The sequence below is a fragment of the Pseudomonas oleovorans subsp. oleovorans genome, from assembly GCF_002197815.1.
Classification (GTDB): domain Bacteria; phylum Pseudomonadota; class Gammaproteobacteria; order Pseudomonadales; family Pseudomonadaceae; genus Aquipseudomonas; species Aquipseudomonas oleovorans.
The window spans coordinates 1-6,757 of the sequence record NZ_NIUB01000070.1; the positions used below are offsets into that span (position 1 = coordinate 1).

Sequence of the window (6,757 nt, forward strand, 5' to 3'; positions counted from 1 at the left end):
TCTGGGTTGAGGCTGGAGAGCTGTGCCATCCACCGCGAAAACTGAACCGCTTTCATGATAGATCCCTCATGCTGGGAAAGATCACGATTCAGTTTAGACCACTGCAACAGATAACTCAGACAGAGCCTTTTTTAAAGGGCAGCAGGTGCGATGTGTTGCAGGGGTATTACTTTGCCAAACCGATGAAGTACGAAGCACTCGAGGTTTTCTTGAGGGGCAAAAGAATAGGCCTTCTTTGAAGGCAGGCCCCTCGCTGCGCTGCTACCACGAACTGTCAGCGAGTCTGCCGGAGTGGTCATACCGATAATTTACGGACCCGCTTTAGACCCGTAATCCGCCGCGGCCAAATTCAGCAAGGAAGCACGAACAACAATGCACAGCTCCTCATTTCTATCCCAGGCGGTTGCAGGAGCTGAGTGCAACACGGTCATTGAATTGAAGCAGGAGCATCATGCCGCATAGCCATGGCCTTCTGCATCACCTCACCCATAACTTCGATGGGGCACTTGAAGTCGAAGCGCTTACGCGGACGCATGTTCAGTTGTAGTGCGATGGCATTCAGTTCTTCCTGGCTGTGTACCGTCAGGTCTGTGCCTTTGGGCAGGTACTGGCGGATCAGGCCATTGATGTTTTCGTTGCTACCGCGCTGCCAAGGGCTGTGCGGGTCGCAGAAGTAGATTGCCACACCGGTTCTCTGGGTGATCTCGGCATGCCGCGCCATCTCCCGTCCCTGGTCGTAGGTCATGCTCTTGCACATCGCCAGCGGCATGCCATTGAGCGCCGCACTGAAGCCTTCCATCGCCGAGGTCGCCGTCGCGTCGTTCATCTTCACCAGCATCAGGTAGCCACTGGTTCGCTCCACCAGCGTGCCTACACACGAGGCGTTGGCCTTGCCCTTGATCAGGTCGCCTTCCCAATACCCAGGCATCAGCCGGTCTTCGATCTCCGGCGGACACGCATGAATGCTGACCATCTCGGGAATCTGCCCGCGCCGATCCACGCCGCCAGAGCGCGGCCGGCGTGTCGTCTTGCCTTGGCGCAGACAGATGATCAGCTCCTACGCCGCTCACCCACTGGCAGGGCATAGATCGCGTTGCGGATGGCCGCCCCGTAGATCGTCTCGCGACAGACGTAGGCATCTCGCAGGTTGGGTATGTTCATGCTGCGCAGCTTGCCGGCAATCTGCTCGGGAGACAAACGCTCACGCAGCATATGCGCCACCAACTCGAAGCGCTCACCACCCGGCAACAGCTTTCGCTTCGGTCGACACACCTGACGGCGGGCCTGCATCTGCTGCTGGGCCGTGCGGGCCGAGTCGCCGCCACAGACATCTCGATTGCGGCGCAGCTCCCGGCTGATAGTCGAAGGGGATCGGGTGATCAAGCAAGCAATCTTGCGCAGGCTGAACCCTTGCCCAGGGCAGAACTGGACCCTGATCACCTCGCGCAATCCCGACGATATTCCTGCGTTCAACGAGGCCATCAGCCAGGCGTTGCTGGCGACCTGAGCCAGCCTGCCGTCAATGATGCTCGATGCGATTACGCCCGCCGCGCTTGGCGCAGTACAGGGCGATATCGCTGCGCGACAGGGCAGCCTCGACGCTGGCATCGCTGGCGTTGAGCGATGAGATGCCGACGCTGACGGCGAGGAAGATCGGTTCCCCCGCATGCAGGATCGGCGTCCTGGCCAGTTCATTCTGAATGCGCGTGGCGAAGTGCATGGCCTTGTCCAGGTTCGCGTCGCTGAGCACCACGGCAAACTCTTCGCCACCCAGGCGCCCGGCGGTGTCGGTCTTGCGCAGCTGACTGCCGAGTATGAGCGCGAAATGGCGCAGCGCCTGGTCGCCGACATCGTGGCCCCAGCGATCGTTGATGGTCTTGAAGTAGTCCAGGTCGAACATCAGGATCGCCGCGCTCTGCTCGGGGCTGCGTTGCAGGCGCGCCAGCTCTGCCTCGAGCTGACACATGAAGTGCCGGCGGTTGGCGAGCTGGGTGAGGAAGTCGGTAGTGGCGAAGGCCTGCAGCTCGGCCTCGATCTGCTTGCGTTCGGTCACGTCAGTCATGAAGCCATGCCAGATCACGCTGCCGTCTGCTTCGCGGCGCGGGCAGGCTTCACCCTGGCACCAGGCGACTTCACGCCCCGGCACCTGCACGCGAAACTCCAGATACCAGTCCGTCAACTCCTCGGCCGATAGCTGCAGGGAATCGATGAAGGCCATGCGGTCATCCGGGTGAATGATGGCGGTCAGCGCCTCAGCGTCCTGCATCAGTTGCATGGCGCTGAGGCCGCAGATGGCTTGCGCGCCAGCGCTGGCGTAGGTAACGGCGTACTTGCCATCGCTCTGCCTGCGGACCTGGAAGACCATGCCGGGGATTTCATTGGTCAGGTCGGTCATCAGGGTGGCGGTCTGCTGTACCTGCTCGGACAGGCGGCGCATGGCGGTGATGTCGGTGGTGGTGCCGATCATTCGCAGCGGTTTGCCGTGCTTGTCACGCTCGACCACCTTGCCGCGGCTGCACACCAATTTGTATTGGCCGTTGCGGCAACGCAGGCGGTGCTCCACCTCATAGGCATCGGTACGCTGATCCAGGTGTGCCTGAATGCTCGCGCGCACGTAGTCGAGGTCGGCTGGATGTACGCGGGCATAGCTCTCTTCGATGCGATTGCCGATTTCGTGGTCGGCATAGCCGAGCAGCGCTTTCCAACTGCTGGAGTAGTAAATCTCGCCGCTGCTGATGTCGCGATCCCAGATCCCGGTGCCACTACCGGCGATGGCCAGCGCCATGCGTCGTTCACTATCGCGCAGGGCGGCGTTCTCATGGCGCTGCAGGGCTTCGTCGGTCTCGCGTGCCAGTAGATCGAGGGCCAGGGCGGCGAAATCCAGCAGAGCTTCGCGCTGTTTGGCGTCGAGTGTATGTGGCCGGTCGAAATGCAGGTACAGCGTGCCGAGCCGTGCGCCTGTTTGCGTCTGCAGTGGCCAGATGAGCGTGGTGGGCGAGGTTTCGCTGATGCCGATGATCTTCGCCACATCGCTCAGGCCAGGGCTGGCCCAGATACGGCGCGCAGAGTCGGCACCGGAAACCAGTACGACGGCCGAATCGAAATACCGGCCAAGCAGGCGCACTAAGGCATCGAACCGCTCATCATTGGCACTGCTGGGCGCATTGACCGAACATAGGGGCTGCATAGTGATTCTGTTTGGATAGAAACGCGGAAGACGTCTGATATTGATACGCCATTGGCGGGCTGGCGTCTAATCCCTCGTGCAGGTCAGGCAAATGCTCATCGGCCGTTACGCCGATTGCTCAGCCTCAGACGGCCCTAGCCAGAGCCTTTACGGCCCCATAGCTTGATTTCGAACTGGTCGAGCGCATCAGAATTGTTACGATATAACACCTGAATTATAGATATTTCGTCGATACGTTCCGGCCGACCGGACAACCCGCTGCCGCCTGGAGACGCGCCAGCCCGCGCAGCAAGCCAGCGTCCCCCCCTCACCCCACTTAGAAAATGCAACGCCAGGGTCTGTTGCCGTTTCGCGCACGGCCGCGACGGAGCCAGTTTTTGCGTGGGGCTAGGCGCGAGACGCGAAGTTTGGTCGCCCAAATGAGCCGTCGAGTAACGACGTACCACGCAAAAACTGGCCCGTCCCTTCGGGTTGCGCGGCAAATTGCGCCATGCGTCGTTGCGGGATTTGGCAAGGGAACGACCATTACCTGCATCCCGCGCCTCGCGTGGCGCAATTTGGCGCAGCAACGCGGCTCGCCTCGAAACGGCAACAGACCCTGGCTGCCGCACTGGCTGTGGCCCAGGCCCAGATGGCGGAAGCCGGCCTTGAACAGCATTCGGCCGGATTGCGGATTGCGCGCCAGGTGGCTGGCGTGCAGGCGACGCAGACGCAGTTGCTGGAAGGCGAAATCCACCAGGGCATTGCAGGCTTCGCTGGCGTAGCCACGGCTCCAGTAAGGCACGCCGATCCAATAGCCCACCTCGGCCTCGCCGCGGCCGTTGTCCTTGAGCGCCATGCTGCCGACCAGCTTGCCGCTGGCCGACTCGGTGATGATGAAGTTGGCCGCCGTGCCACTGGCCCAATCCTGTGCGCAGCGCTCGATCCACTGCTGCGCCAGCTCGGGCGGATAAGGATGGGGAATGCTGCTGGTGACATCGGCAATGCGAAAATCACCAGCCAGACGTTGCACCTCGGCAGCATCCTCCGGCTGCGGTGGGCGCAGCGTCAGGCGTTCGGTTTCGATGCGATGCTCATCCATCCATATCTCCTGCCAAGCAGTAGCGTGGGCCGTGCGCATCGAGGTCTCTTGCGCAGCCCCACCGCACCAGATGCCTCAGGCCGGAGAAGGCCCGATGGGATAGAACTGCCCGGCACTCCACACCCCCAGCCAAGGCTTGCCGTCCACTTCGCGCTCCACCGCCAGCTCCACCAGTTGGTAGAACACGTTGCGATGAATCAGCGCTTCGAGGTTACGCCGCACCAGAATGTAGGGCGAGGGCTCGAGTGTCACAGGGTCGATCTCCACCCGAATTGGGTGCTCGGCGCCGGCCACCACTTCATCCTCGACATTGGTGATAAAGCGCAGCACCTGCGCTTCACCCTCACCTTCCACCTGCAGCGTCACGGCAACGAAGGGCGCGTCGTCTACCTTGATGCCCACCTTCTCCACCGGCGTGATCAGGAAATAATCGTCTCCGTCACGGCGGATGATGGTTGAAAACAACCGCACCATGGGTTTGCGGCCGATGGGCGTGCCCAGGTAATACCAGGTGCCATCGCGGGCGATTCGCATGTCGATATCGCCACAGAAATCGGGATTCCACAGGTGCACGGGAGGTAGGCCCTTGCCTTCACCCTTGGGGATCTGCGCCAGCAGATCGTCCGCCTTGCCTGGATCGCTCATGGTCTTTCCTCGTCCAGTTCGATTCGAACGGAAGAGGATACACCGTGCCACCTGTCGCGGCTAAAGCCCCTCCCACAAGAGCAGCGCGCCGATTGCCCCTATTCTTAGCGCCCCACACCCAACAGGCTGCGCGCATAGTCATGCAGCGGCGGGCCGATGAGGTCCTGCGGCTGGGCGTCGTAAAACGTCAGGAATCCGCCACGGCTGCGAATGCGTGCGGTGTCTACCAGGTAACGCGTGTTGGTTTCGATCAGCATCAAGTGAATTGATGCTCGATCAGTGCCGAGGCGATCCACAGCCTCCTGATCCTCCCACTCTTCCAGGGTGCCAATGCGGTCGTCGCTGTAGGCGAAACGGGCGTACAGCAAGTAGTGCGCGCCAGCGGCACGGGCTTCGGCCATGGCTTCATCCAGGCCTGCAGGCTGACGTGCGCGGCGCACCAGCGGGAAGTATTCGACGAAGCCCTTGAACGCCTCCTCGGCCACCACATTGGGCCGCGGATAACCATGGCCTGGCGGTACGAAATGGCCCTGGGCGATGTAGATGAAGGAGTCCTGCTGCAGGCGCCGCGAGGCCATGCGCTCGGTACGGCCGTGGTCGAGAAACCCGGCATCGCGCAGGTGGTACTCGGCGCCGCTGGCCAGATCGCTGACCTTCATGCAGCCAGCCAACCCCAGCAGCGCCACCAGTAGAAGCAGGTTACGCATGAATCCATCCTCCTCATGCCGGTGACGGAAAACCGGCGGATAAGGGATAGATGCAGATTTTGCGCCAGCCTCGTCAAAGTCCGCGCTGCCACTCCTGACGTAGATTGGCCTGTTGCGGCCGCTCAATGGCCTCACGCACCTGCGCCAGCAGACGCGCCTTGTCACGCCCCAGATTGCCCTTGAGCACCAGATAGTTGGAAGCGTGATCACTGCGAAACACCGTCTGCTGCAATTCGAGCCCCTGCAGCAGGCGCTCAACCTCACCGAATAGCTGCAGTTGCGTCAGCGGCTGGTAATCGGTGAATTGCTCGCGAAAGCGCGCCTCACCCATGGGGAAACTGACCACCAGAGTGGAGAGGTACTCAGGTTGGGCCTCGTTCATCAGGCGCGCCGAGTTGTCCGCATGCTGATCGCTGAGCACCTGACCACCGAGCCCGTTGAGAATCATCACGGAGCGGGTGATGCCGGCCTGGCCAAGCTTGTCCAGGGCGCTAAGGCTGGACTCGAAGGTTTCACCCTTGTTGACCCGCGCCAGCACCTCGTCATCGCCGGATTCGCAGCCGACATAGGCCATCTTCAACCCGGCATCGGCCAGTTCCTTGAGCTCATCCACCGACTTCTTGCGCAGGTTGCGCGGCAGGCAATAGCTCGAGACCCGACGCACCTCGGGCATGTATTCGCGAATGGCTTGCAGGATGGCCAGCAGGCGCCGAGTCGGCAGCACCAGAGCATCACCGTCGGCGAGGAATACGCGGTTAACAATCAGTTGCTCGCCCGCACGACGAATCTCCTCCAGCACCTGCGCCTCATCACGGGCGCGGAATTTCTTCTGCGGCGCTGTGTACATCTGGTCGGTAGTTACCTCGCTAGAGTCCAAAGCCAGAACAAACCATGGCAACCCAATGATTTTTATCATTTTTTTCTATGACTAATTTTAGGAGTCACTCTGCAGGCGAGTCCTAGATCTATGAGTCGCCCTTGGTTTCGTAGACACATTGACAGGGCTACTACCAATGTCATCAACTTTGGAAATTATCCATAAATATCATATAATTAGCGCTCAAATCAGTGCATGGGAGAAGCCCTTTTGACTACCTATACCGCATCGCTTGACACCGCCAGCCAAACCCTGGCTTG

General features: G+C 60.8%; 5 protein-coding genes and 3 pseudogenes. 2 read left to right on the forward strand and 6 right to left on the reverse strand.

Annotation, left to right across the window (positions count from 1 at the left end; translation table 11 throughout):
- Nucleotides 1–239, forward strand: a 239-nt coding sequence (locus tag PSOLE_RS24455) for a hypothetical protein (RefSeq protein WP_211281487.1), incomplete at its 5' end; no start/stop codon positions are given.
- A gap of 188 nt (nt 240–427) precedes the next feature.
- Here the strand turns inward: PSOLE_RS24455 and PSOLE_RS23060 are convergent.
- A pseudogene (locus PSOLE_RS23060) lies at nt 428–1,449 on the reverse strand (IS30 family transposase).
- Between PSOLE_RS23060 and PSOLE_RS25250 the strand changes: the two are divergent.
- Nucleotides 1,412–1,507, forward strand: a pseudogene (locus PSOLE_RS25250) (protease); the annotation flags it as partial. The pseudogenes PSOLE_RS23060 and PSOLE_RS25250 overlap by 38 nt on opposite strands.
- 12 nt (nt 1,508–1,519) lie before the next feature.
- Here the strand turns inward: PSOLE_RS25250 and PSOLE_RS23065 are convergent.
- The 5 genes and pseudogenes from PSOLE_RS23065 to PSOLE_RS23085 form a co-directional block, all read right to left on the reverse strand.
- Nucleotides 1,520–3,187, reverse strand: a complete 1,668-nt coding sequence (locus tag PSOLE_RS23065; protein WP_074861350.1) for a sensor domain-containing diguanylate cyclase — start codon at nt 3,185–3,187, stop codon at nt 1,520–1,522.
- Nucleotides 3,188–3,503: 316 nt separating this feature from the next.
- Nucleotides 3,504–4,268 carry a GNAT family N-acetyltransferase gene (locus PSOLE_RS24875; protein WP_244597201.1) on the reverse strand — a complete coding sequence of 255 codons (765 nt, stop codon included), beginning with the start codon at nt 4,266–4,268 and terminating at the stop codon, nt 3,504–3,506.
- Nucleotides 4,269–4,343: 75 nt separating this feature from the next.
- Nucleotides 4,344–4,913 carry a DUF1285 domain-containing protein gene (locus PSOLE_RS23075; RefSeq protein ID WP_074861352.1) on the reverse strand — a complete coding sequence of 190 codons (570 nt, stop codon included), beginning with the start codon at nt 4,911–4,913 and terminating at the stop codon, nt 4,344–4,346.
- Between the two features lie 104 nt (nt 4,914–5,017).
- Nucleotides 5,018–5,620, reverse strand: a complete 603-nt coding sequence (locus PSOLE_RS23080; protein ID WP_074861354.1) for a DUF4823 domain-containing protein — start codon at nt 5,618–5,620, stop codon at nt 5,018–5,020.
- A 73-nt stretch (nt 5,621–5,693) separates the two neighbouring features.
- Nucleotides 5,694–6,470 (reverse strand): annotated as a pseudogene (locus PSOLE_RS23085) (radical SAM protein); the annotation flags it as partial.
- Nucleotides 6,471–6,757: the final 287 nt, after the last annotated feature.